22 protein-coding genes and 1 pseudogene are annotated in these 22,865 nt (G+C 74.8%); 9 read left to right on the forward strand and 14 right to left on the reverse strand.

The genetic code is table 11. The features are described 5' to 3' along the window. The first annotated feature begins 56 nt into the window (after positions 1 to 56). Positions 57 to 1,034, forward strand: coding sequence for an AraC family transcriptional regulator (locus J2S41_RS16095; protein ID WP_310368559.1), 978 nt, complete (start codon positions 57 to 59; stop codon positions 1,032 to 1,034). Positions 1,035 to 1,362: 328 nt separating this feature from the next. Here the strand turns inward: J2S41_RS16095 and J2S41_RS16100 are convergent. The 4 genes and pseudogenes from J2S41_RS16100 to J2S41_RS16115 all read right to left on the reverse strand — a co-directional run. Next, a pseudogene (locus J2S41_RS16100) lies at positions 1,363 to 2,408 on the reverse strand (glycoside hydrolase family 5 protein); the annotation flags it as partial. 307 nt (positions 2,409 to 2,715) lie between these two features. After that, positions 2,716 to 4,062 carry a cytochrome P450 gene (locus J2S41_RS16105; protein ID WP_310368560.1) on the reverse strand — a complete coding sequence of 449 codons (1,347 nt, stop codon included), beginning with the start codon at positions 4,060 to 4,062 and terminating at the stop codon, positions 2,716 to 2,718. 174 nt (positions 4,063 to 4,236) lie between these two features. Beyond that, complete coding sequence (locus J2S41_RS16110; RefSeq protein WP_310368561.1) at positions 4,237 to 4,983, reverse strand: endonuclease/exonuclease/phosphatase family protein; 747 nt, start codon at positions 4,981 to 4,983, stop codon at positions 4,237 to 4,239. Next, positions 4,971 to 5,966: a hypothetical protein gene (locus J2S41_RS16115; protein WP_310368562.1), complete on the reverse strand. Its 996-nt coding sequence runs from the start codon at positions 5,964 to 5,966 to the stop codon at positions 4,971 to 4,973. Before J2S41_RS16115 ends, J2S41_RS16110 begins: the two co-directional genes overlap by 13 nt. A gap of 64 nt (positions 5,967 to 6,030) precedes the next feature. Here J2S41_RS16115 and J2S41_RS16120 point away from each other — a divergent pair, with 64 nt between their 5' ends. The 3 genes from J2S41_RS16120 to J2S41_RS16130 are packed head-to-tail and all read left to right on the forward strand — an operon-like array spanning position 6,031 to position 8,931. Further along, on the forward strand, positions 6,031 to 6,492 hold the full coding sequence (locus J2S41_RS16120; protein WP_310368564.1) for a (2Fe-2S)-binding protein: 462 nt from the start codon (positions 6,031 to 6,033) through the stop codon (positions 6,490 to 6,492). Further along, a complete protein-coding gene (locus J2S41_RS16125; RefSeq protein WP_310368565.1) occupies positions 6,489 to 8,489 on the forward strand; it encodes a xanthine dehydrogenase family protein molybdopterin-binding subunit in 2,001 nt (666 codons plus the stop codon). Before J2S41_RS16120 ends, J2S41_RS16125 begins: the two co-directional genes overlap by 4 nt. A gap of 19 nt (positions 8,490 to 8,508) precedes the next feature. Further along, entirely contained in the window at positions 8,509 to 8,931 is a 423-nt protein-coding gene (locus tag J2S41_RS16130; protein WP_310368567.1) for a MarR family winged helix-turn-helix transcriptional regulator, read from the forward strand. A 239-nt stretch (positions 8,932 to 9,170) separates the two neighbouring features. Here the strand turns inward: J2S41_RS16130 and J2S41_RS16135 are convergent, their stop codons facing one another. Genes J2S41_RS16135 through J2S41_RS16150 form a run of 4 tightly spaced genes read right to left on the reverse strand, consistent with a single transcriptional unit; the run spans position 9,171 to position 13,234 of the window. Then, entirely contained in the window at positions 9,171 to 9,569 is a 399-nt protein-coding gene (locus J2S41_RS16135; RefSeq protein ID WP_310368569.1) for a hypothetical protein, read from the reverse strand. A gap of 28 nt (positions 9,570 to 9,597) precedes the next feature. Then, positions 9,598 to 11,655, reverse strand: coding sequence for an SIR2 family protein (locus J2S41_RS16140; protein ID WP_310368570.1), 2,058 nt, complete (start codon positions 11,653 to 11,655; stop codon positions 9,598 to 9,600). Next, entirely contained in the window at positions 11,655 to 12,878 is a 1,224-nt protein-coding gene (locus J2S41_RS16145) for a YqgE/AlgH family protein (protein WP_310368572.1), read from the reverse strand. Before J2S41_RS16145 ends, J2S41_RS16140 begins: the two co-directional genes overlap by 1 nt. After that, complete coding sequence (locus J2S41_RS16150; RefSeq protein WP_310368573.1) at positions 12,875 to 13,234, reverse strand: effector-associated constant component EACC1; 360 nt, start codon at positions 13,232 to 13,234, stop codon at positions 12,875 to 12,877. Before J2S41_RS16150 ends, J2S41_RS16145 begins: the two co-directional genes overlap by 4 nt. A 97-nt stretch (positions 13,235 to 13,331) precedes the next feature. On the opposite strand from J2S41_RS16150, the gene J2S41_RS16155 reads away from it, so the two are divergent. Continuing rightward, positions 13,332 to 14,480: an amidase family protein gene (locus J2S41_RS16155; protein ID WP_310368575.1), complete on the forward strand. Its 1,149-nt coding sequence runs from the start codon at positions 13,332 to 13,334 to the stop codon at positions 14,478 to 14,480. Between the two features lie 281 nt (positions 14,481 to 14,761). On the opposite strand, the gene J2S41_RS16160 is transcribed toward J2S41_RS16155, so the two are convergent. The 4 genes from J2S41_RS16160 to J2S41_RS16175 form a co-directional block, all read right to left on the reverse strand. After that, positions 14,762 to 15,442 carry a GAF domain-containing protein gene (locus tag J2S41_RS16160; RefSeq protein ID WP_310368577.1) on the reverse strand — a complete coding sequence of 227 codons (681 nt, stop codon included), beginning with the start codon at positions 15,440 to 15,442 and terminating at the stop codon, positions 14,762 to 14,764. Positions 15,443 to 15,513: 71 nt separating this feature from the next. Further along, positions 15,514 to 15,921, reverse strand: a complete 408-nt coding sequence (locus tag J2S41_RS16165; protein WP_310368579.1) for an SRPBCC family protein — start codon at positions 15,919 to 15,921, stop codon at positions 15,514 to 15,516. A gap of 89 nt (positions 15,922 to 16,010) precedes the next feature. Next, on the reverse strand, positions 16,011 to 16,364 hold the full coding sequence (locus tag J2S41_RS16170; protein ID WP_310368581.1) for an STAS domain-containing protein: 354 nt from the start codon (positions 16,362 to 16,364) through the stop codon (positions 16,011 to 16,013). 130 nt (positions 16,365 to 16,494) lie between these two features. After that, entirely contained in the window at positions 16,495 to 17,931 is a 1,437-nt protein-coding gene (locus J2S41_RS16175; protein WP_310368583.1) for a peptide MFS transporter, read from the reverse strand. A 130-nt stretch (positions 17,932 to 18,061) separates the two neighbouring features. Here J2S41_RS16175 and J2S41_RS16180 point away from each other — a divergent pair, with 130 nt between their 5' ends. Genes J2S41_RS16180 through J2S41_RS16195 form a run of 4 tightly spaced genes read left to right on the forward strand, consistent with a single transcriptional unit; the run spans position 18,062 to position 19,973 of the window. Beyond that, entirely contained in the window at positions 18,062 to 18,199 is a 138-nt protein-coding gene (locus J2S41_RS16180; protein ID WP_310368585.1) for a hypothetical protein, read from the forward strand. Beyond that, a complete protein-coding gene (locus J2S41_RS16185) occupies positions 18,196 to 18,762 on the forward strand; it encodes a PRC-barrel domain-containing protein (RefSeq protein ID WP_310368586.1) in 567 nt (188 codons plus the stop codon). The genes J2S41_RS16180 and J2S41_RS16185 overlap by 4 nt, the downstream gene beginning before the upstream one ends. Then, on the forward strand, positions 18,759 to 19,181 hold the full coding sequence (locus J2S41_RS16190) for a PRC-barrel domain-containing protein (RefSeq protein WP_310368587.1): 423 nt from the start codon (positions 18,759 to 18,761) through the stop codon (positions 19,179 to 19,181). The genes J2S41_RS16185 and J2S41_RS16190 overlap by 4 nt, the downstream gene beginning before the upstream one ends. Positions 19,182 to 19,229: 48 nt before the next feature. Then, on the forward strand, positions 19,230 to 19,973 hold the full coding sequence (locus J2S41_RS16195) for an alpha/beta fold hydrolase (RefSeq protein WP_310368589.1): 744 nt from the start codon (positions 19,230 to 19,232) through the stop codon (positions 19,971 to 19,973). Here the strand turns inward: J2S41_RS16195 and J2S41_RS16200 are convergent. Together J2S41_RS16200 and J2S41_RS16205 are read right to left on the reverse strand one after the other, a co-directional pair. Further along, positions 19,931 to 22,105, reverse strand: coding sequence for a hypothetical protein (locus J2S41_RS16200; RefSeq protein ID WP_310368591.1), 2,175 nt, complete (start codon positions 22,103 to 22,105; stop codon positions 19,931 to 19,933). The two genes, J2S41_RS16195 and J2S41_RS16200, sit on opposite strands and share 43 nt — an antisense overlap. A 155-nt stretch (positions 22,106 to 22,260) precedes the next feature. Beyond that, complete coding sequence (locus tag J2S41_RS16205; protein WP_310368593.1) at positions 22,261 to 22,773, reverse strand: DUF4142 domain-containing protein; 513 nt, start codon at positions 22,771 to 22,773, stop codon at positions 22,261 to 22,263. Positions 22,774 to 22,865: the final 92 nt, after the last annotated feature.

Consider the following 22,865-nt stretch of genomic DNA (forward strand, 5'->3'; position numbering starts at 1 on the left):
CGGCATCCGCTCGGTCGTTGGACCCTTCAGAAACCCCTCGGCTCTGGAGGTTCCGGATGGGCCCTGGCGAAGTACCGCTGCGGAGAAGCGCGCACGCCACGTCGAACATCGACGAGGCGCACGAGGCCCTGCGGCGCTTCTACTTCGACTTCACCGCGCACGTGCCCCGCGATCTCGCCCAGTTCACGTACAGCCTGCGATCCGTCGACAGCGGCGTGATCGGCCTCGACCGGCTGCGGTACTCGACCACGCTCGACATCGTCACCGAGCCGGTCCAGTACGTGCACGCCACCTACCTGCTGAGCGGCAGCCTGACCGTCCGCTCCGGTGGCGAGCAGGTCCGGGTCGCGCCCGGCGAGCTGGTCCTGGTCCCGCCGGGCAAGGCGTTCCAGGGGCGCCTGGACGACTTCGACGTGCGCATCCTGCGCCTGCCGCTGAGCGCGGTCACGCACGCGGCGGCGGCCCGCTGGGGCATCGAGCCGGCCGACTTCGCGTTCCGCTCCATGACGCCGATCTCCGCGCCGCTGGCCCGCTACTGGCGCGAAACGCTCGCCTACCTGCACCGGGTCGCGCTCAATCCGGACGCGGCACTGCCCAGCGCGCCCGCCCACGCGGCCATCGTCGACCTGGCCGCGGCCGCGACCATCGCCACGTTCCCCAGCACCGCGAGCACCGCCTGCTACCTGCCCGGCCCCGGCCACACCGGACCGGGCCCGGTCCGGCGCGCGATCGCGTACCTGGAGGAGAAGGCGTCGGACGCGGTCACCCTCGCGGACGTGGCGGCGGCGGCCGGCACCGGGCCGCGCGGCCTGCAAGCGGCGTTCCGGCGCCATCTCGACACCACGCCGATGGGCTACCTGCGGCGCATCCGGCTGGAACGCGCGCACCGGGACCTGCTGGGTGCGGACCCGGGGCGCGGGGCGACGGTCGGGGCGATCGCACGGCAGTGGGGGTTCACCCACCTCGGCCGCTTCGCGGCTGCCTACCGGGAGACCTACGGCACCTCCCCGGCGGAGACCCTGCGCACTCGCTGACGGGCCCGAGGCGCCGGCTCGGGCCCGGCCGCCCCGGTCCTCTCGCCGCCGCGCCGCCGCACGTCACACTGCCTAAGTCATCCTAGGAGGCTAGCCCCATTCGATGCGGCAGGGTCGACAGCGCCCCCGGCGGACGCCGGCAGACGGACAGCCGGTGCGGCAACCAGCGGAACCGGCGGCGGAGGCCGCGTGGGTTGAGCGGGACCAGCAGCGCGACCGGCTCCGCCCGGTGGGCCGGAGCGGAGCGCCGGCGGAGCCGGACGACCGGCGGGGTCGGCCCGCGGGAGCACGCCCGGGGCGACCCCGCCGGAAGCGGGAAACCAAGATCTTAGAAATCGTCCGGGGTACGGATGCGGTCGCGGACCCAGACGCCGGCCTCCTTGAGGCGGGCGGTGCCGGAGTAGGCGCCGGCCGCGCAGGTGCCCGGCGTGAAGACGGCGCCGGAGCGGTGGTCGTCGGAGTAGTTCCAGTTGACCCAGCTGACCTTGTTCTGCGCCATCAGGTCCAGGTACTGCTGCGAGCGGGCGAAGTCGTTGGGGCCGTCGCCGGTGTACTCCTGGGTGCCGAACTCGGTGACGAACATCGGCAGGCGGGCGATCGCGTCGCGGAACGTGGTCAGGTACCAGTCGTCGTGCGAGGCGGCGTAGAAGTGGAACGTGTACATGACGTTCCCGGCGGTGATCGGGTTCGCCAGGATGCGGGCCAGGCCCGCACCGTCGCCGGACGCGCCGAGCGACGACCAGTCCTCGGTGCCGACCAGCACGATGCCGTCCGGGTCCTGCGCGCGGATGACCGGGATGACCTGGTCGGCGTACGACTTGATGGTGTTCCAGTGCACGCCGCTGGGCTCGTTGGCGATCTCGTACAGGATGTTGGTCTTGTCCCGGTGGCGCGCGGCGATCTGGCCGAAGAAGGTCTTGGCACGGTCCAGGTTGTGGTTCGGGTCGCCGGGCGACAGCATGTGCCAGTCGACGATCGCGTAGAGGCCGCGCGCGGTCGCCTTCTCGATGTAGTCGTTGACCCGGGCGGTGAAGCCGGCCGGGTCGGTCTCGTAACCGCCCTCCTGCACGTACATGGAGATGCGCAGGACGTCCGCCTTCCACTCGGTGGCGAGCACGTCGAGCGAGGCGTCGTTGACGCACTGGGCGTACCACTGGATGCCGTGGGTGCTCATGCCGCGCAGTTGGATCGGCTTGCCGTGGCTGTTGCAGAGTTGCCGGCCGCAGACGCTGAGCTGACCGTTCTGGGAGACGGGCGTGACGGCGTCGGCGGTTTCGGCCGCCCGTGCGGATGCGCCGGCGATGCCCATGCCGACGGCAACGAGCGCGGTGGCGGCGAGAGACGCGAGAAGACCGGAGCGGCGCATGGACGTCCTCCATCAGATATCGACGTCCGGTAATCATTTAAGGATATTTACCGATCTGTCAAGATCTTGGATGTATCAATGGATGTCGCACCCGTCCCGCGGGTGGCCGCCACGCCGGTGACAGGGTCGAGGCGCGAGCCCGGGGATCGGCTCGGCCGGCGCGGTGCCGCGCCCACACTGAAGATCGGCGTCGTCGCCGTGGCCCGCGGGGTGTTGGTGTCCGGCGGGCGTCGCGGCCCGGCGCCGCCCCGGCGCCGTCGCCGTCCGCCTCGTCGACCACGGCGCCGGGCCGCCACGGGGCGCCCGGCGCGGATATCAGGCGCGGTGGCCGTCGACGCGGACGCGGAAGGAGAGCGCGGGGCCCGGCGTCGGCGTGGCCTTGCGGGCCAGTTCGTAGCCGGGCGACTCCAGGCTCAGGTCGAGGCGGTGGAAGATCCGGGCCATGGTGACCAGCATCTGCACCTCCGCCAGCGTCTTTCCGAGGCAGACGTGCTGGCCGCGGCCGTACGGGGAGAACGCGCCCGGGGCCAGGTGCTCGGCGCGGGGCTTCTCGTACCGGTCGATGTCGAACCGGTACGGATCAGGGTAGAACTCCTCGAGGAAGTGCGGCACGGTGGTGCCGATGTAGAGCGTCTCGCCCTCCGCGATGCGGTGTCCGTGGAACGTGAAGTCGCGGGTGGCGGTGCGCATCTGCACCACCGCGATCGGGTAGAGCCGCAGCGTCTCCATCAGCGCGCCGCGGATCGCCGGGATGCCGCGCAGGTCACGCTCCGTGAGGGTGGGCCGGGCGAACAGCTCGTCCGCCTCCGCCCGCACCCGGGCGAGCACGTCGGGGTGTTTGAGCACCGCGTAGAGGAACGCGGAGATCGTGTTGGCCACCGTGTCCAGACCCGCCACGTAGGGCCCGGTCACGCTGATCATCAGGTCGGAGTCGGGCATGGCGCGCGGGTTGTCGCGGTTGGCGCGCAGCAGGTCGTCGATGAGGAGCGCCGGCCGCGCGTCCGCGCCGGCCCGTGCCCGGTCGTCGATCATGGCGCGGCTGAGCTCGGCGACGCGCCGTTTGGCCCGCCGGTACCGCGGGTCGTGCAGCAGCAGCCGCGGGTGCTGGCGGGTGACCAGCACATTCAGGATGTACATGGTGACCAGCCGGATGTCCGGCACGTACTCCGGCCGGGACGCGCCGCTCATCAGCTCGCCGAGCTGGTCGGTGACCAGCGCCTGCATCGAGCGCAGCACCGGCACCGCGCTCCCCGGCCGCCAGGCGCGGTCGAGATTACGGTCAGTGATCGCCACGACCTCGTCGAGCCGGTCCGCGATCGCCTCCCGCGAATAGCCGCGGCGCATGATGTCGCGCAGCTCCTTGTGCGACGGCCCGTCCTCGCCGGACAGCGTGCGGGTCGCACCGTACTCGTCGACCAGCCCGCGCCAGAACTCGCGCGACCGCAGGCTCTCCCGCCCCTCCTTCGTCCCCATCCACTCGGCCGCCTCCGGCCCGGCGATCACCGCATGCTCGCGCCCGAGGACGCGGACCCGGAACACCGGCCCGTGCTCCCGGTAACAGTCCACGAAGAACCGTGCCGGATCCCTGCTCATCCGCAGCGCGTTGCCCACCAGGGGCAGCCCGCGCACCATCGGGGTCCGCACCTCACCGTCCACCGTCACGATCTCGCATCGTATCGACACCCATGATCCTCCGGGACCCCGCTCGCAACGGACGGCACAACACCCAAAAGGTCCCTGACCCGCGGTACGGGTGACAGCACCGGGATCATGATCGGTGCCGGCGGCCCGCCGCGGGCGGCGGCGGGCGTCTGGCAACCGCACCGAGGTCGCTGCCTACCGCCGCCGAACCCGGCCGGGTCCGCCCAGTGCGGCGGAGACGCCGTAGTGGTCGGACAGGTGGGTGGCGCGGCCGTCGGCGAGCGGGACCGGGTCCTGGAAAATCAGGTCGGCGTGGCCGGTGAGGTGGCGGGTGAGGACGTGGTCGAAGGCGGGCGGCGACGGCCGGGCCGGCGTGGGGCGGTAGGTCGGGCGTGGGTCGCCGCCGAGCACGTCGCGCAGCCCCGTGGCGGCGAGGAAGTCAACCAGTGCGGGCTTGCCGCGCGGCACGTTGAGATCTCCGGCCACCACCACCGGCCGGGCGGCCGGGAGCGCGTTCAGCCAGGTCGCCAGGCACTCCAGCTCCGCCCGCTGGACGCGGGTGTAGCGGCTCCCCTCGGACCAGTCGCCATCACGATTCGCGGACAGGTGGGTGTTGACCACCACGGTGCCGTCGATCGTCGCGCTCTGAAAGCCCTTGCGCATCAACCATTCCGGCCGCGCCGGGCCGGTCAGCGGGAACGGTGTGAAGGAGAACCCGGTGACGGGCCGCCGGGACAGCAGCACCAGCCCGCCCTCCAGCAGCATGCGGCCGGAGAACCCGCAGTGGACGAAGCCGCGCCGCAGCAGCGCGGCATGCCGCCGGTACATGACCTCCTGGAGGCAGACGACGTCGTGCTCGCCCCGCTCCAGCAGCGCACCGAGCGCCGACAGCCGCGCCCGCACGTCGCCCCGGAACAGCGTGTTGAACGTCAGGAGCCGCATCGCGCCCGTCCGGTCAGCAGCGCGATCGGCCAGCTGAGCAGGACCAGCGGGATGATCAGCAGGTACTCCACCAGTGGGATGCGGGTGATCTCGTGGAGGTCGCCGAGGCCGCGCCACGAGTAGACCGCGACGGCCGCGAGCGCGTAGCAGCCCAGGATCGCCCAGCGGGTACGGGCGCCGAGGCCCAGGCCGTGCATCTGGGTGATGACGAAGACGGCGAGGAAGCCGAACAGGAACATCGGCCACGCGCCGCCGGGGCCGGAGTTCATCACCGCGACCAGCGTCCCGTGCGCCGCGACCAGCAGTTCGAGGCTCACCGTCCACCAGCGGTTCAGGTGCGCGGTGGTGAAGATCAGGCTGCTCTGGAGCAGCAGCAGGAACACGTAGAAGAATCCGATCAGGTGGCCGCTGGTGACCTCCATCGGGTGGTACCAGAACGTGTAGACGACCGCCCAGCTGAACAGGTAGCCGTGGTAGCGGCGGGCGAAGTCCACCACCGTGGCCGGGATCGGGGCGCGGCGGCCGGCGACCAGGCCGCGGCGGCGGTTCTCCATCAGGAGCACCATGACCAGCAGCAGCACGACCGAGCCCTGCGAGCTGAAGATCGACACGTCCTGGGCGAGGCCGTCGTAGAAGACGTGCGTCTGGAGCAGGTGCAGCGCCACGAAACCGAGATTCGCCGCGAGCGCGACCACGTTGATCCGTCCCAGACCGCGGCGGTAGCGGCGGACGCGCGTCTGCCCGTACCAGATCAGGCCCCAGGAGGCGGCCTGGTGGGCGGCGTAGCCGAGCCAGGCCGACAGCCGGGTCCACCCGGTCGGCTCGGGGAGCTGCCAGTAGTACCAGCTCGCGCCCGTGTCCGGCAGGAACGCGACCGGGCGCAGGCCCTGGCCGAGCAGCCACACCAGGCCGGTCAGCAGCGCCACGGCCGGCACGCCGATCAGCAGCGCGCGCTCACTTCGTACCCCCGTGTCATTGACCACGGACCGGAGTATGCCGGATATTCAGTAGGCTGAATAATGGAAGTCCTTCGATGGAGGGAGCGGCATGGGCCGGTACCGGTTGCGGGTCAACGGCAGGCGCAGGGTCGTCGACGTCCCCGGCGACACGCCGTTGCTCTGGGCGCTGCGCGACGAGCTCGGGCTGACCGGGCCGCGCTACGGCTGCGGCGTCGGCGCGTGCGGCGCGTGCGTGTCGCTGATCGACGGCGCGGCCGCGCGGCCCTGCGTGCGCACGGTCGAGGAGGTGCGGGACGCGGCGATCACCACGATCGAGGCGCTGGACGACCATCCGGTGCAGCGGGCGTGGCTGGAGCTGGACGTGGCCCAGTGCGGCTACTGCCAGCCCGGGCAGATCATGACCGTGGTGGCGCTGCTCGCGGCCGTGCCCGACCCGGACGACGCACAGGTCGAGGCCGCGCTGCGGGACAACGTCTGCCGCTGCGGTACGTACCCGCGCATCCGGGCCGCGGTCCGGCGCGCGGCCGAGCTGACCCGGGAGGCGCGATGATCACCCGGCGTGCGCTGCTGGGCGCGGCGCTGGTGGTGGCCGTGCCGCTGCCGGACGGCGGCACCTCGCTGCGGCCCACGGTGTTCGTGCGCGTCGAGCCGGACGGGCGCGTCGTCGCGACCGTTCCCACCCCCGAGACCGGCCAGGGGGTACGGACCATGGCCGCGATCCTGATCGCCGAGGAACTCGCGCTCGACGTGCCGGACGTGACGCTGGAGCAGGCGCCCGGCGACACCGCCACGTTCGGCGCGCAGGCGGTGGCGAACTCGATGTCCAGCCGCCGGCTCACCGAACCGCTGCGCACCGCCGCCGCGACCGCGCGCTGCCTGCTCGTCGCGGCCGCCGCCGCCCGCTGGCGGGTCCCGGCCGCGGAGTGCACCGCCCGGCACGGGCGCGTCGAGCACCCGCGGCGCGGCGCGCTCCCCTACCGCGCGCTGGTCGCGGACGCTGCCGCGCTCGACCCGGCCACCGTCCCGGTCACGCTGACGCCGCCGGAGCGCTGGCGGCTGATCGGCCGCACCCGGGCCCCCCGCGCGGACGCGCGCGACATCGTCACCGGCCGGGCCCGCTACGGCACCGAGTCCGCGCCGCCCGGCGCGCTGGTCGCGGTCGTGGCGCGCCCGGCCTGGATCGGCGCCACCGTGTCCGCGGTGGACTCCGACGCCGCGCTCGCGGTGCCGGGCGTGGTCACGGTGCTACGGCTCGACCCGCCGGGCGCCGGGCAGGGCGGCGTCGCCGTGGTGGCCCGGTCGACCGCGGCCGCGCTGAAGGGCCGCGCGGCGCTGCGCGTGACCTGGACCGGCGGCACCCCGGACGCGGACAGCCGCGCCTGGCTGGACGACCTGGCCGCCGCGCTGCCCGCCACGCCGGACACGCCCCCGCCCGCGCTGGAGCGCGTCTACCGGCTGCCGCTGCTGGCGCACGCGCCGATGGAGCCGATGAACGCGACCGCGCACGTCACCGCCGACACGGTACGGGTGTGGGCGCCGGTGCAGGACCCCGGCGGGCTGCGCACCCAGCTCGCCCGGCAGCTCGGGCTGGCCGAGACCGCCGTGCGGGTGCACCCCACGCTGGCCGGTGGCGGGTTCGGGCGGCGCATCGAGCCGGACGCGGTGCTGGAGGCGATCGCCTGCTCGCGCGCGGCCGGTGCGCCGGTCACGGTCCGGTGGACGCGGGACGACGACATGCGGCACGACTCGTACCGGCCGATGTCCGTGCACCGCCTCACCGCGACGCTGGACGCGGACGGGGTACCGATCGGGCGTACCCACGCGGTGGCGACCTGGCCGTTGACCGTGCTGCCGTTCACCAGCCCGGCGCTGGTGAAGGCCAGCGGCGACCACTTCCCCTACACCGTGCCCGGCGAGGTGACGGTCACGCTGCGACCGGCGCCGCTGCGCACCGGGTTCTGGCGCGCGGTCTACGCCGGCCAGTTCGGCTACGCGGAGGAGTGCTTCCTGTCCGAGATCGCCCGGCGCGGCGGCCACGACGAGGTCGCGCTGCGGCGACGGCTGCTGCCGGACGGCTCGCGGCTGCGCCGGGTGCTGGACGCCGCCGCCGGCCGCGCCGGCTGGACGCCCGGGCCCGGACAGGGCGCGGCCTGCCACCTCGACTACGGCTCCGCGATCGCGGTGCTGGTCACCGCGGACCCGGCGGCCCGCCGCGTGCGCCGGGTGACCGCGGCCGTGGACGTCGGCATCCCGATCCACCCGTCCGGCGTGATCGCGCAGGTCGAGGGCGGCATCCTGGACGCGCTGTCCACCGTGCTCGGCGCGCAGATCACCGTCCGCGACGGTGCGGTGGTGCAGTCGTCGTTCCGCGACTACGCCTGGGCGCGGATCGGCGACTGCCCGGAGATCGACGTGGTGCTGGTGCCGTCCGAGGAGCCGATCGGCGGGCTGGGCGAGCTGGCCTACCCGCCGGCCGCGGCCGCGATCGCGTCCGCGCTGGCGACCGAGCCGGTGACCGGCATGCCGTACGGCGTGGCGGTCGGCTGAGGCGTGGAAGAATGATCGGGTGCGCGGCGACGTCGACTCCTGGCCGACCGGCCGGCTGCTGTCGGTCGCCGCGCGCATGGTCGAGGCGCGGTTCGACGCGTTCCTCGCCGGGCTCGACCTCACCCACGCCGGCCTGATCACGCTGCACCACCTGGTCGGCGGCCCGCTGCCGCAGCGCGAGCTGGCCCGCCTGTGCCGGGTCACCGACCAGACCATGAGCCGCACCATCGAACGCCTCGCCCGCACCGGCCACGTCGAGCGCGCGCTCGACGCCGCGGATCGCCGCCGCACCCGGGTCGCGATCACCACGCTGGGCGCGGAGGCGCTGGCCGCCGCGCGCCTCGAGGAGCGCCGCTCCGAGCGCTTCTTCGGCACGGTCGACGACTACGACCGGTTCCGCGACCAGCTCATCCGCCTGATCGAGGCGGCCGGCGACCGCTGACGCGGGAGGTCGTCGTACCCGTCGGCCAGGTTCCGTCCTCGTGCGGAAGGATCTCGACGCGGACGGCCGGGCCGGGCTCACCCATGCGTGCGGTGCCGCTGGACGTGCGCCGTGCCGCCGCCGTTCACCGGCGGGGAGGGGTGGCGGGCCGGGGGCGCGGCCGCCGCGTGCCGGCATCTGACCGGCGACGCCGAGCCGGTGGTGCCGATGCCGTGACCGGGGGCGGCCCGCGGCGAGCGTCAGGCCGCGAGCGGGCGGTGCAGGTGCTGGTCGGTGACCCAGACGTGGGCGGCGTGCAGCACCGTCTTGATCGGCTGGACGTCCGTGGTGGCGGTGCGGATCGCGGTGGCCGGGACGATCGGGCCGTCCTCGGTGTCGATCATCTCGCGCAGCCAGTGCCGCAGGTGGGACAGCAGGTTCTCGGCGGCGAAGATCCGGATCAGCTCGGTGCCGGCGGCGAGCCGCACGATGGTGTGGCCGGGGTCGGGGGCGGGCAGGCCGGCACACCACGCGTCCAGCTCGGCGACCGTGTCGGCGCCGGCGAGGTAGGCGGTCAGCTCGTCGCCCAGCGCGGCCGCGCACCTGCCGGCCAGCACGGGCAGCTCGATCGTGGAGTGAAGCGGCGCGAGAAGGACCATGTCCACGAGGGTACCCATCGACGCACGCTCACGAAACGGCCGAAGGTCCCGATTGCCCCCGATACCAGAGAGTGGCCTGATCGGCGAGGACCGCCAGCGCGGGCGCGCCACCGTCCAGCGCGGCCATGAAGTCGGCCCAGGAGTCGAGCACGTGACCGCCGGTCTCCGGGGGCGCGGCGCCGGTCAGGTAGTTGGGCAGCAGCACCGCGTTCGTGAGCAGCCAGGACACGTACCGGCCGTCGCCGTCCCAGCCGGGCACCGCGCACGTCTCGGTCAGGTGCTCGCGCAGCGTCTCGGCGTCGTCCCAGCGCAGCATCTCCGACTTGTGGGTGAGGCTGGAGATGTGCGGGTTGTAGAGCTGGGCGATGCCGAAGCGGTACATCTCCCGCCACTGCTGCCAGAACAGCGCGTCGTCCCGGGTGCCCAGCGTCATGATCGAGTGGGCGGGCCGGTCCAGCAGCAGATGATGCAGGTACGCCCACATCGTCATCGGCGTGAGCAGCCGGTTCGTGTTGCGCCGCAGCAACGCCTGGACGATCTCCCAGGCGCGCGGCTCCAGCTCGTGCGCGGCCACGTTCGGCACCGCCTTGATCGAGGCGAGCACGCTGTACAGCGACGGGTTGTGCTCGCCGTAGAAGTCGCGGGCCACGGTCCACGGGTCGACCGGGCGCAGCAGGTGCTCCGGCGACGGCGACTCGCGCTGGAGCCGGATGAAGTCCGACAGGGACACGAACTCGACGTCCAGGCCGGGCGCGGTCGCACCGATCCAGCGGCGCAGGTCGGCCTCGAACGCGGCGCCGGTGACGCGCGGATCGCGGATGCCGAAGTCGTCCAGGCACACCAGCAGGCTGGCGCCGCGCGCCGCGAGCGCGCCCGCGACCAGCGCCTGCGCCATGTGGATCACCGAGGTACGGGCGCGCAGCCGTACCGGCCAGAAGATCATCGACGGCGTGCCGGTGTCGGCCGGCGCGAACTGCCAGCCGAACCGCCGCTCCAACTGGCGGATCAGGCCGAGGAAGTCGTCCGGCGGCGTGGAGGCCGGGTGCGAGACGAACTCGCCCTCCCAGACCGGGTGCCGGTGGCGGTGCCGGGGACCGGCCGCGCGCGGCACCACGGTCACGCCGAGGCGCGCGGCCAGGCCGGACAGCAGCCGTTCCGCGTCCACGCCGGCGAAGCACTCCACCCGCGCCACGCCCTCGCCGCGCAACTGCTCGCAGCGGCGCGCCGCGCCCTCCGGGTCGTCCGGGTGCAGCGCCCACAGCACCGTGACCGGCCGCTGCTGGGCCACCTCCACCAGCGCGGACGTGATCGTGCCGGCCCAGTCGCTGCTGCCGATCACGCACACCGTCTCGCCGGTGATCAGGTCCGCGACCGGGCCGATGGTCGGCTTGCGGGTGAACCGGGACGGGTCGTGCACCAGCGGCGTGCGGTCGCCGGCCACCACCGGGCGCCAGAAGCCGTGCAGGTGGAACACGCGCACGGCGCCGTCGTAGGCGTTGTCGCGGTCCCAGCGGCCGTCCACGTCCAGCGGCGTGGTGATCGCCCGGCCGCTGGCGGTCCGGATCGCGATCTCCAGCTGCGGGTCGAAGTTCGTGGTCAGCACGCGGTTGTCGAACGCGCCGGGCAGGCCGGCCAGCACCGCGCCGAGCGCCTCCACCGCGGGCGACAGCATCCACGAGCCGAGATCGTTCTCCAGGTCCTCGCCGAGCTCCGCGGTGACGCGCTGCCAGAGCCCGTGCGTGGCCAGCGGGCCGGCCAGCCGGTCCGGCGGGCGGTACTTCTCCAGCACCGCCTGCTGCGCGATCACGTCGAAGCCGTCGCCGCCGACCCAGTTCGCGAAGATCCGCCGGTACTCGGTGTACAACTCGCTGGGCGGGCCCTCACCGCGCCGCACCCGGGCCAGCGCCAGCATGCGGGTGAGGTCGCCGCCGTCGCTGCGGCCGACCGCGTACTGCTCCGCCAGGCGCAGCACGTCCGCGACGCCCGGCGTGGCGTCCGCGCCGATGCCGGAGCCGAGGATGAGCGTGATCTGCTCCTCCCGGCGGAAGGACTCGTACAGCCGGTCCGCGAGGAGCTGCTCGGACATCACAGGTCTCCCCTCAGGTCGGCGATCCCCTCGTGGGTGCGCACGAGCACGCCGCCGTCGAGGTAGGACTCCAGCTCGCCGGGGGCCCAGCCGAAGTACCCGCTGAACACGCGGACCCACGCGAACGTGTGCCGCAGCTCGTCGGGCGGCGCTGTCAGCGACAGTACGCCGAGCCGGTCCTTGATCGGACGGAACCGGGGCGGCGGCGGGAGCGTGGGCCACAACCGGGCCAGCGCGATGTAGCCGTCCCGGGCGACCGGGCCGCCGTACCGGACCACCGGGTCGGACAGTTGCTCCCGCCAGGCCGGCGTGAACTCGTCCGGCAGCGGCGCCGGATGGCCGTACAGGTCGATGCCGGCCGCGCCGGTCTCGTCGTGCGCCAGCACCAGGATCCGGCCGCCGGCCAGGTCCCGGTCGGCGACGCCGCGGCCGGCCCGCAGCACGACGCCGGCCAGGTTCTCCTTGCTCAGCGCCGCGTTGCGGACCAGCCCGAAACTGCCACCCGCATTGCGCTCGCGCAGTTCGGGGCGCTCGAAGCCGCGTGCGGTGAGCGCGGTGCGGACGCGCCGCCAGATCGCCGCCATGGTCAGCACCGGCTCGCCGCCCGGGACGCCGTCGCGCAGCACGCGCAGCAGCTCGCCGGTGAACGCCGTGTACGGCTCGCCCTCCGGCGCGGCGGCCCGCCGGTTCGACGGCGCGGACACGAACAGGCAGGTGCGGTCCAGCTCGGCGACGTCGGCGACCTCGTCGGTGCCGCCCTGCGCGGCCGACATCAGGTTGTCCGCGCGGCCCGCGTAGCAGCAGTCCAGGATCACGGCGCGGCGGGTCGCGGCGCTGCCGGCCAGTGCGCGGCCGATCCAGTCGTACGGCAGCCCGGCCTCGTCCGGCACCTCCGGCTCGCACTCGGCCAGCGCCAGGATCAGCTGCCCGTTGATCGGGTCGATCAGCCCGTGACCGGCGTAGTAGATCAGCAACAGCCCGCCCTCGCCGACCGCGGCCGCGGCCGTGCGGATGGTGCGGCCGACCTCACGCGGGCTGGCCTCGTCCAGCACCACGTGGCAGTTCTCCGCGGGCAGCCCCCACAGCGCCTCGTCCCGCAACGCCTCGGCCAGCGACGACACGTTCCCGGCCACGGCCGGCAGCGGCGGCAGGTGCGAGTAGGTCGTCGCCCCGATCAACACCACCTGCGACGCGGCCGGATCCGCAAGGTCCGCCCGGGTCATGACCCGCTGAGCTCACGCATCGCCGCCTCGACGGCGGCCGGGTCGGACGTCTCGATCGTGACCGTGCGGCCGTCCTCGGTCTCCCGGGTGATGGTCACGGTCGGTGCCGCGCGGCGGGTGTCCCGCCACTGGGCGATGGCCAGCCCGAGCTGCACCAGCGTCAGTCCACTACCGACGATCAGGCTGAGCATCTCCACGCCCACGCCCATCTCGTTGCCGCCGAGCGTGTCCGCGTAGCGGAGGTCGCCGTGCGCGCGCACGTCACGCTCCTCCTGCAGCCACGATCGAAGGTTCCGTACCTCGTCGGGGTCGTCGCCCTGCACCCGGAGCACTACCCGCACCGCGTCGCTCTCCATCCGGCCACTGTATGGAAATGCGACAATAGCCGTCCGCCGATGCGTCCGCCACACCGCCGGGTCGGCGCGCCCGTGGATCGGCCGGGGGGAGGTCGGCGTGGACGGACCGGCCGTGCGCCTCGCGGCGCAGGTCCGGGCGGGTATCCGTACCGCATCGGAGGTCGTCGAGGAGGCGCTGGAGGCCGCGGCGCGGCTGGATCCGGAGTTGCACTTCCTCGCGTCGCTCGACGCGGCCGGCGCCCGCGCCGCCGCCCGGAGGCCACCGGCCGGCCCGCTGGCCGGCGTCCCGTTCCTGATCAAGTCGGGTACGCCCCGGGACGCGCCGATCGTGACGCGGCTGGTCGCGGCCGGTGCGATCCCGATCGGCACGTCCACCCGGTCGCGCCCCGGGTCCGCGGCGCGGACGCACGGGTGGAACGGCACCGACTACACCCGGAACCCGTGGGACCCGGCCCGCTCCTCCGGTGGGTCGTCGGCCGGCGCGGCGGCGGCCGTGGCCGCGGGCGTGGTGCCGATCGCGACCGGCGGCGACAGCGGCGGCTCGCTGCGCATCCCGGCCGCGTTCTGCGGCGTGGCCGGGTTCAAGGGCACGGCCGGGCGGGTGCCGCGGTTCCGGCCGGACCACAACGGCCTGCTCACCCCGGGCATCATCGGCGCCGACCTGTCCGACGTGGTGACCGCGACCGCGATCGTCTCCGGCCCGCATCGGCGTGACCCCGCCGCGCTGCCCGCCTGGCCGGTTCCGGTGCCGCGGGACGGGCCGTGGCGCATCGCCTACCGGCCCGGGCTCGGCGGTGTGCACGCGGCGCCGGAGATCGACGCGGCGGTCCGGGCGCGGGTGGCGGCGTGCGGCGTCGAGGTGGTGGACGTGCCGCTGGAGCTGCGGCCGGTCGCGGACGCCTGGGAGGCGCTGTACGCGGCCGGGGCCCCGGGGCCCGCGGCCGGAATCCGCCGGCACAACGCGACCGCGCTCGCGGATCTCTTCGCGGCCGTGGACGCGCTCGTCACCCCGACCACGCTGACGGTCGCGCACGGGTTCGCGGGGCCGCCGCCCGGCGACTTCGTCGGCGACCCGTGCTGGCATCTCAACGTGACCGGAAACCCGGCGGTGAGCGTGCCGGCCGCGCTGGTCCGTGGGCTGCCGGCCGGGCTGCAGGTGGTCGCCGCGCACGGGCGGGACGACGTGGCGGTCGCGGTGGCGCACGTGCTGCGGGCGCCGCTGCCACCGCCGCCGATCCGGCGCTGAGCGACCCGCGGCGTTCGGCGGCGCGGGCCGTGGAGATCGACCAGAATGACGCTCGGGGCGGGGCCTGCTCGGAAGGCCCCGCCCCGCGGGATGCGGCGGGCGCGACGGCCGTCAGCGTCCGTCGCGCCGGAGACCCGCCGGTGCGGGCGCCGCGGTTCTGGGACGGGCGGCGCACCACGCCGGCGATCCGCGGTCACGACGCGTCCCCTGCGTGACCGCGGGCGGTTCCGGATGAGGACGTATTCCATGCGCTACAAGGGACCAAACCCCCGATAATCCGGTCACCGGTCCGCGGCGGTCACCAGGCGCTCGGCCAGTTCGGCGAGCGGGATGGCGAGCGCGGCCGAGGCGGCCTCGAGGATCGAGCGGGCCTCGACCTCGGCGCAGCCCCACTGGGCCATGATCACGCCGGAGGCGCGGTGCAGCACCGGCGGGTCGCCGATCGCGGCGCCGTCGCGCTGCCGGAGCAGGTGGGCCAGCAGCAGGCCGGAGTGCTCGGCCAGCACGCGGGCGAGGACCTCCGCCGTGGTGTCGACGCCGCCCGCCTCCGTCGCGTACAGGCTGAGCGTGGCCACGGTGTCGCGGCCGACGTCGATCGGGGAGATCAGCGCGCTGCGGACGCCGTGGCGCAGCGCCTCGCGCCGCCAGTCCGGCCAGCGCCGGTCCGCGGCCACGTCGAAGCAGGCCACCGGCTCGCGGAGCCGGATCGCCACCAGGCCGGGCCCGTCGCCGGCGCGCAGCTCCGCCCGGTTCAGCGCCACCAGCGCGGACGGCCGGGCGGCCAGGCCCGCCGGATGGCTGACTCCCCACAGCGAGACGCCGCACGGGACCGAGAGCGTGTCGTGCACGGTGGTGACGATGTCGTGCACCGCGTGCCCCACGTCCGGTGTGTCGAGCAGTCGCGCGGCCAGTTCGCGCATCAACCCGGCGATCTCGATCGGATGAGGGCTGTCCAAGTTCATAGTGATCTCCCCAGCGGCCGGCGCACTGGCTTCCCGCATCCGCGGGCGGCAAACGGCCGGAGATGGGCGGATCAACCCGCGTTGAAGTTGTCCTCGACGTCGCGCCGCAGGTGGGTGACGGTCTCGCCGAGCAGCCGGCGCAGCCGGTCCTCGTCCAGCGGCGCGCGCACCTCGGCGCTCACCTCGCTGCCGCCGGCCGGCGCGTCGCCGACCCGCGCGGAGCCGTGCGGCCCGGTGCCCGTCGCGGGCCGCCAGCGCACCTCCAGCCGGTCGGGGTCGATGTCGACGTCGTACTCGGCCCGGTGGCCGCCGCCGCGCACCAGCAGCCGTCCGCCGGGCGCGGGCTCGGCCGTCACGCCCACCGGCAGCCACCGCGTTGCCCGGTCCGGGTCGGTGAGCACGCCGAACACCACCTCCGCGGGTGCGTTGAAGCCGAACGTGCCGCGCACGGCCGTCGTCTCGTCACCGCTCGTCGCCATCGTGCCTCTTCCTCCCGCCGGGTGCCTGGTCGCACCGGCGGCTTCCCCGTCCCGTGGGCTTCACACCCGTTCCGGTGATCTCGGCGTGGTCAGGCGTGGGACGCCTGGTGGATCGCGGCGACGCCGAGCACGGTCAGCACGCGCAGCACCCACGGGGAGGGATCGCGCAGCACCATCCGGATGCCCGCGTCCCGGGCCGCCTCGTGGCAGCGCACCAGGCCGCGCGCGCCCGCCGCGTCCAGGAACGTGAGGCCGCGCGCGTCGATCTCGATCACCTCGCCGGCCGGTGGCGTGCACACCCGGGCGAACGCGGCCTCCAGCAGCGACACCGAGTCGCGGTCGAGCTCGCCCGTGACGGCCAGGCGCACGAGCCGGCCCTCGCGCCGCGCGACGGTCAGCACGTCGACGTGCAGGTAGTCCACCGGGATGTCGGAACGGTGCATGGCGTGTGGTTCTCCGCGGGACGGTGGCCGCGGCCCCGCACCGGTGCAGGTCGAGCCGCCTCCGGCCGACGGTAGCGCGCCGGGTCGTGGGCGGCGGCCGATCTCCCGCGCGGGTGGGCGTGGCGTGCGGTCAGCGGACACCGCTCATCAGGCGGCGCAGCGGCACCGCGATCAGGGCGAGCGCCGCGCCGAGCACCACCGCGACCGCGCCGAGCACGCCGAAGTAGCCGGTCTCCCGGGACGGGTCGTAGAAGCCGGCCAGCGTGCCGGACATCGCGGTGCCGAGCGCCACGGAGAGGAAGAACAGCGCCACCATCTGGGTGTGGAACGCGTGCGGCGCCAGCTTCGTGGCGACGGACAGGCCGACCGGGGAGAGCAGCAGTTCCGCGATCGTGAACACGAACAGGATGCCGGCCAGCGCGAGCAGCGGCGCGCTGTTCGGGCCGCCGCCGGCCAGCGGCAGGAACAGCAGGAACGCCACGCCCATGATCGCGGTACCGGCCGCGAACTTGATCGGCGTGCTCGGCTGGCGGTCGCCGAGGCGGTTCCACAGCAGCGCGAACACGCCGGAGAGCAGGATGATGAAGACCGGGTTGATCGACTGGACCCAGGAGACGGGCATCTCCCAGCCGAACAGGTTCCGGTTCAGGCGCTCGTCCGCGTAGATCGTCACCACCGTGAACTGCTGCTGGTAGAGCGACCAGAACGCGGCGCTGGCGATGAACAGCGGGATGAACGCGAGCACGCGGCGGCGCTCGACCGGGGTGACCGCGCGCGCCGTGAGGATCACCGCGAAGTAGGCGACGGCCGCGATCGCGCTGGCCGCGACCACCACGTCGGAGAGCCGATCGGTGAGGAACACGATCACGGCCGCGACCACCGCGGCGACCACGACGCCGGCCACGATCACCAGCGGGCGGCGGGCGGCCGGGAGCGGGTTCGGCACCTCGCGGGCGGCGCCGGTCAGCCGGCGGCGGCCGAACGAGTACTGGATCAGGCCGGCCGCCATGCCGACCGCGGCCAGGCCGAAGCCCCAGTGGAAGCCGGCCCGCTGCTGGAGCAGGCCGGTGGCGAGCGGGCCGGCCAGCGCGCCCACGTTGATACCGAGGTAGAACAGGGAGAACCCGGCGTCGCGGCGGTCGTCGCCCGCCGCGTAGAGCGAGCCGACCAGCGAGGTCGCGGTGGCCTTGACCCCGCCGCTGCCGATCGCGACCAGGATCAGGCCGGCCGCCACGCCGGCCAGGCCGGGCAGCAGCGCCAGCGCCAGGTGCCCGGCCATCACCACGACCGCGCTGGCGAACAGCGTCCGCTCCGCGCCGAGCACCCGGTCGGCCAGCCACGCGCCGAGGATCGTGGAGAGATAGACCGAGCCGCCGTACGCACCGACGATGCCGGCCGCGGTGTCCTGGTCGATGCCGAGCCCGCCCTCGGCCGCCGAATAGTACAGGTAGATCAGCAGGATTCCCTGCATGCCGTAGAACGAGAACCGCTCCCAGAGCTCGACGCCGAAGAGGTTGGCCAGCGCCGCCGGCTGGCCGAGGAATCGTCCCCGCTCGCTTTGTTCCATGGTGTCCGGTTACCCCGTCGACGTGAGACCGACTCACGTCAATTCGCGCTGATTAGCGGGCCGCCACCGGGGGTAGCACTCTGGGTGACCGGCCGGATCGGCGCGCCGGATTCCCACGGAGGTGCGTGCGATGGAGTGGTGGGTCTGGCTGATCATCGCGGTGGTGGTGATCGCCTTGGTGGTCGGCACGGTGCTGGCGATCCAGTCACGACGGCGGCGGGGCGGCGTCGTGGCCGTCGACACCCGGCGTGGAACGGACCGTTCATGATCACACTGGTACGGGCGACCGAGCTGATCGGCCGTCCGGTGGTGACGCTGGCCGGTGACGACATCGCCCAGATCAAGGACGTCGTGTTCGCCGCCCCCGGCGGTCACCTGATCGGCTTCACGCTGGCCGGGCGCGGCCGGTTCGCCGGCCCGCTCGACCGCGCGCTGCCGTGGGACCGGGTGCACGGCGCCGGCCGCGACGCCATCATCGTCTCCGACGGCGAGCTGCCGACCCGGGACGAACTGGTCAGCCGCGCCGACCTGCGGAACCGCGACGTGCTGGGCGACGCGGTGCTCACCGACGCCGGGACCGCGCTCGGCACGGTCACCGACGTGGTCGTCGAGCTGGGCGTCGCGCCGCAGGTGGCCGGCTACCAGATCCGCACCGGCGAGGCGCTGCCGCCGGCCGGGCGTACCGTGCTGATCCCGCTGCCGGAGGCGATGTCCGTGTCCGGCGAGGCGGTCGTGGTGGCCGCCACCGTCGCCCAGCACGCGACCGAGGACCTCGCCGCGCTCGGCGCCACCATCTCGTCGTACCGCGCCCGCACCGGGGAGAGCCGATGACCACCTGGTCCGAGATCAAACGCCACCGGGTCGTGGACACCGGCAGCGCCACCACGGTCGCGAAGGTCGACGGCGTCGTCGTCGACCCGCGCGCCGGCACGGTCGTGGCGTTCACCGCGGGCAAGGGCCGGGTGGTGCACTGGCCGGACGTGGCCGGCATCGGGGACGCGATCACGGTCGCGTCCGCGGACGCGGTCCGCCCGGCCGAGGGACGCGCCGCCGGGCTGCTCGGCGGCGACCACGAGTTGCTGAAGAAGCGCGTGCTCACGGACGGCGGCGACGAGATCGGCCGGGTGAGCGACCTGGCGTTCGACGCGGCGACCGGGCGGGTCACGGAGCTGCGCACCAAGGACGCGACGATCGACGGCGGGCGGCTGATCGGCTGCGGCCCGTACGCGGTGATCGTCCGGACCGCGTGATCCGGGCGACGAACGTTTCGTACGGTGCCGGGTTACGCCTTTCCGGGCATGACACCGATTCTGCTGCTGCACGGCCTCACGTTCGACCACCGCCAGTGGGACGCGGTACGGCGGGAACTGCCCGGCCACCCCGTGCTCGCGCTCGACCTGCCCGGCCACGGCGCCACTCCCCCGCTGGATGCGCACCGCACCGATGACGTCGCGGCCTGGGTGCACGAGCGGGTCGTCGCGGCCGGGCTGGACGCGCCGATCGTGGCCGGTCACTCGCTCGGCGGCGTGCTGGCCACGGTCTACGCGGCCCGGTATCCGGCGCGCGGCGTGATCGACGTCGACCAGCCGCTGCTGCTCGGCGGGTTCGGCGCGCTGGTCCGCCGGGCCGAGCCGGTGCTGCGCGGCCCGGACTGGCGCACGGTCTGGGACGGGCTGGTCGCGGGCATGCACGCGGAGCTGCTGCCGGCCGGGGTGCGCCCGCTGACCGTGGGCCGGCCGAGCGCGGCACTGCTGCTCGGCTACTGGGCCGAGATCCTGGAGCACGACGACGAGGAGATCGCCCGGCGGCGCGCGGCGGAGCTGTCGGCCATCGCCGCGCGCGGGCTGCCGTACACGCACGTGGCGTCGACCGAGCCACCGGCCGCGTACCGCCGCTGGCTGACCTCACTGGTGCCGGACGCGTCCGTGGCCGTGATCCCGGGCGGCGGCCACTTCCCGCACCTGGCCGATCCGCGCGCGGTGGCGCGGCTGATCGCCGCTCAGTCCAGCCGCCAGCCCGCCGGCCCGCCCGCCGCGGGCTGATAGCGCAGCCGGTGGCCGGTCCGCACGGACGCCGCCAGGTGCGCCGCCGCGAGCGGTGCGGTCGCCGCGACCCGGTCGATCGCCGCGCGCACGGCCCGGGTCGCGTTGACCCGGGCCCGCTCGGCCTCGTCCCCGGCACGCCGCGGCCGCCCGCCCAGCCCGGTCGCCCGCCGCAGCTCGCCGATCAGCGCGGCCCGCTCGGCCTGGGCGCGCGCCGAGCCATCCACGTCACCGGCCCGATCGGCCGCCTCGACCTCCGCATCAAGATCCACAAGCCGTCGCCGGTACGCCGTCCGCGCCGCCCCGTCCAGCACCGGCTCGGCGACCGGCACCACCAGCCCGGCCCCGCCCGCCACCAGATCCAGCGCCGCTATCTCCCGCCCCGGCGCGGCGAGCAGCGCCCGCAGAAACCGCACCCCCCGCCCATCCCGCAGCCGCGCCGTCTCCCCGCCCGCGCCCAGCCACCACCCGTCCCCGTCCCGCAGAAGCCCCCAGACGTCGCCGTCGCGCGCGAGTGGCCGGCCGTCGCCGGGGTGTCCCGGCCGGGCGCCGCGGGGGCGGGGGTTGTCCGCCGGGGCGGGTAGGCCGAGGCGGGTCGCGAGCTGGGTGGCTTCGGCGAGGTCGGCGGAGGTGCCGCGGGCGCGGAGGGTGGAGACCAGCCAGGGCAGGGTGCCGAGGCGTCGCTCCAGGGTGATGGCGGCGTCGAGATGGTGGGCGTCGCCGGAGAGACGGCCGAGCAGGTCGTCGACCGGGCCGGTGATCGTGTTGCCGCCGCCCCAGACGACCAGGCGGCCGGCGAACGGGAGCAGCACGGCGTAGAGCCTCTCCGCGGCCGCCCGGTCGCCGACCAGGTGCGCGACCATGGCGAGGTCGGCGACCGCGCCCAGCCAGCGCGGGCCGGTGCCGGCCAGCACCGGGGGCAGCAGCCGGGCCAGGTCGAGCGCGGCCTCGTCCGTGCGGCCGGCGGCGGCGAGCGTGAGCGCGGCGGTGGCCTCGAAGAAGTGCCCGGGCAGGCGCCGGGCCAGGCGGTGCAGCCGCTCCGGGCCGTCGTGGCGGGTGCCGCGCAGCAGCGCCAGGTGCCCGGTCAGCGACGCGACCAGCCGGTCGGTGTCGGCCAGGCCCGCCCGCCGGCCCCGCTCGGCAATCTGCGCGGTCAGCGCCTCGGCCGTGCCGAACCGGCCGCGGATCGTGGCCAGCATCGCCTGCCGGGCCGTCACCACCACCGCGGCCTCCGCGTCGCCGGCCAACTCGCCGGCCCGCCGATACACGCCCAGCGTGACCTCGGCCCCGTCCAGATCGGCCAGTTCGGCCTGGGCGGTGAACCGCCAGAGCAGCCCGCGCAGCTCGGTCCGCGCGTCGCCGGCCCGCCGGGCCAGCTCGATGATCTCGGCGGAGACGGTCAGCCGTTCCACGGCGGCGGCCGGGTCCCAGCACGCGTGCAGGCCGTCGTCGAGCACCCGGGCCAGCGTGCCCGGGTCACCGGCGGCGCGGGCGGAGGCGACCGCGCGATCGACCAGCTCCCGGCGGCGGGCGCCCGCGGTCGGGTCGGCCAGCAGCTCGCGGGCCAGCCGGGAGAGCGCGGGCGGCCGGTCCCCCGCGTACGCCTCCAGCAGCCGGACCAGGCCGGTGTCCGGTTCCAGGAAGGCGGTGCGGGCCGGCACGGCGAGCGCCCGCTCGACCACCTCGGCCGCGCCGGCGCCGGGCGGCAGTCCCTCGGCCAGCGCCAGCGCGGGACCGGGCAGGCCGCCGGAGGCGAGCCAGATCGCGTGTACGGCGTCCGGCGCGAGACCGAGCAGCGCGGCCAGCTCCGGTGCGGTGAGCCCGCCGAGCCGCAGCTCCGGGTCCAGGCCCAGCGGCTCGGCCGAGGTGACCAGCACGGCGTTGCCGGCGGCGGCGAGGCGCCGGACCTCGGCCGGATCCGGCGGTACGGGGTCGTCGATGACGATCAGCGCGGGACGGCCGGGCTCGGGCCGCACCGGAAGGCCGCGCGCGGTGGCCAGCGCGATCGCCGCCTCGGCGACCGTGGTCCGGCCGGAGCCGCGCGGGCCGACGACCGCGAGCACGCCGCCGCGGCCCGCGGCCAGCGCGCCGGCCAGCCGGGCGATCGCGTCCGCGTACCTCGGGTGTGTCACGTCGCCGGGAGTCTACGTGTTCGGGACCCGCGTCGATGCGCGCGCCGGGCGGGCCGTGACCACCCCGTGCGGCGCCATGCCGTGGTGACCGGCGTCGCCGAGCGGGCCCGGGCCGGTCGGTTCCCGGCGGACCGCCCGCCCGGCGCGGGCCGCGGTCAGTCCTTCAACGCGGCGAGGACCAGGTCGAGGTGGTGGGTGACCGGGACGGAGGCGGCCATCGCGGTCGCGCGGACGGCCGGGGCGCAGCCACCGGCCAGCTCACGCGCGATGTAGTCGAGCGTGTGGACGTGCGCCTTCTGCTGCATGGCCAGCCAGGCCGCGTCGAACTCGGCGCCGTCCTTCGCCACCACGGCGGCCAGGTCGTCGCGCTGCTGCTGGTTCGGCTTCCGCGGCAGCGTGACCCGGTGACGCTCGGCCAGCCGGTCGATCTTCGCGTCCAGCCGGCCGTGGTCCGCGACCAGCGTGGTCGCGATCTGGCGAACCGTCTCGTTCGCGGACTCGGCGAGCGCGGCCCGGCCGGCCGCCTGCTCGGCCAGGTTGCCGCGGTGCGCGCGGACCAGGTACTTCACGTCCTCGGCGCAGATCGGCGCGGACGCGGCGGCGGGCGCGCCGACGGTCAGCATCGCGCCGGCCAGCAGCGCCGCGGACAGCGTGGAAAGGATGCGCATGGTGATGTCCCCCGGTAGGTGCGGCGTGCGGAACCACGCCGCTGCGACGACGCGAGTACCCGCCATCCGAGCAGCTCAACCACCCTTTATCA

The organism is Catenuloplanes atrovinosus, assembly GCF_031458235.1.
In the GTDB taxonomy this organism is placed as follows: domain Bacteria; phylum Actinomycetota; class Actinomycetes; order Mycobacteriales; family Micromonosporaceae; genus Catenuloplanes; species Catenuloplanes atrovinosus.